Source organism: Streptomyces xiaopingdaonensis, assembly GCF_000262345.1.
Lineage (GTDB): Bacteria > Actinomycetota > Actinomycetes > Streptomycetales > Streptomycetaceae > Streptomyces > Streptomyces xiaopingdaonensis.
Genome location: NZ_AJTQ01000161.1, coordinates 1 through 919, shown reverse-complemented (window position 1 = coordinate 919; position 919 = coordinate 1). Strand labels below are relative to the sequence as shown.

The following is a 919-nucleotide window of genomic DNA, read 5'->3' as shown; positions in this document are numbered from 1 at the left end:
GCGGTGATGTACGCGGGCCGCATCGTCGAGACCGCCCCCGTACGGGAGTTGTACAAGAACCCCGCCCACCCGTACACCAAGGGCCTCCTCGACTCCATCCCGCGCCTCGACCGCAAGGGCCAGGAGCTCTACGCGATCCAGGGCCTCCCGCCCAACATGTCCCGGGTCCCCGCCGGTTGCGCCTTCCACCCGCGCTGCCCGCTCGCCCACGACGCCTGCCGCACCGAACTCCCGCCGCTCCACAAGGTGGCGGACGACCGGGCGAGCGCCTGCCACTCCTGGAAGGAGACCCTCGATGGCCGAGCAGCCTGAGGCCACCGCCGTAGGCCGCGGGGAGCCGATCCTCGAAGTCCGCGACCTCGCCAAGCACTTTCCGCTGACCCGGGGCATCCTCTTCAAGCGGCAGGTGGGCGCCGTCAAGGCCGTCGACGGGGTCTCCTTCGACCTCTACGCGGGGGAGACGCTCGGCGTCGTCGGGGAGTCGGGGTGCGGCAAGTCGACCGTCGCCAAGCTCCTGATGAACCTGGAGGAGCCGACGGCGGGGACGATCCGGTACAAGGGCGAGGACATCACCAAGCTGTCGGGCCGCGCGCTGAAGGCGGTCCGGCGGAACATCCAGATGGTCTTCCAGGACCCGTACACCTCGCTCAACCCCCGGATGACGGTCGGCGACATCATCGCCGAGCCGTACGACATCCATCCGGAGGCGGCGCCGAAGGGCGACCGCCGTAAGCGGGTGCAGGAGCTCCTCGACGTGGTGGGGCTCAACCCCGAGTACGTCAACAGGTATCCGCACCAGTTCTCCGGCGGCCAGCGCCAACGCATCGGCATCGCCCGCGGGTTGGCCCTCAACCCGGAGGTCATCATCTGCGACGAGCCGGTCTCTGCGCTCGACGTCTCCGTGCAGGCGCAGGTCGTC

The 919-nt window shown here is 69.7% G+C and carries 2 protein-coding genes; both read left to right on the top strand.

All coding sequences use genetic code 11. The annotated features are described in order from the left end of the window. Positions 1–312: oligopeptide/dipeptide ABC transporter ATP-binding protein (locus UWG_RS0112835; RefSeq protein ID WP_029391402.1), on the top strand; the 312-nt coding region annotated here is incomplete at its 5' end. After that, on the top strand, positions 296–919 hold a 624-nt coding region (locus UWG_RS29945), incomplete at its 3' end, for an ATP-binding cassette domain-containing protein (protein WP_016907615.1). The genes UWG_RS0112835 and UWG_RS29945, both read left to right, overlap by 17 nt.